Annotated in this window: 1 protein-coding gene; it reads right to left on the bottom strand. The window is 23.5% G+C overall.

Going from position 1 to position 404, the window contains the following annotated elements; all coding sequences use genetic code 11:
• Positions 1-385, bottom strand: a 385-nt coding sequence (locus CD122_RS11705) for a hypothetical protein (protein ID WP_142381215.1), incomplete at its 3' end; no start/stop codon positions are given.
• Positions 386-404: the final 19 nt, after the last annotated feature.

The following is a 404-nucleotide window of genomic DNA, read 5'->3' as shown; positions in this document are numbered from 1 at the left end:
CTATATAAACATTGTTATTAAAATTAATTGCATTCTCTATATTAGATATATCTAAGTTCTTTAATATTCTTTTCCCCATTTTTTCTCTAATCTTAAATACCTTATTCAAATTTTCTATATCTAATTTTTCGTTATAAAGCTCTTGTTGGATAAGCTCTCTGTTTTTATTAAAATTAACAAAAACGGAATGGAATACCTCGTCGTTAAAGTTGACAGAATTTTCAATAAAATTATTGTTTAAAGCATTCATTACTTCATAAGTTTCATGATTACTATTTTCGCTTAGGATTTCATCAACTTTGTCATGTAATTGAATGACAACATTATTAACTCTATAAAATTCATTATCATTAATTATATTCTCTTGAGAAATATTTTGTATCATTGAAAAAGCCATATACATC

The organism is Staphylococcus rostri, from assembly GCF_002902145.1.
Taxonomy (GTDB): Bacteria; Bacillota; Bacilli; order Staphylococcales; family Staphylococcaceae; genus Staphylococcus; species Staphylococcus rostri.
This window is presented reverse-complemented; position numbering and strand designations above follow the sequence as displayed.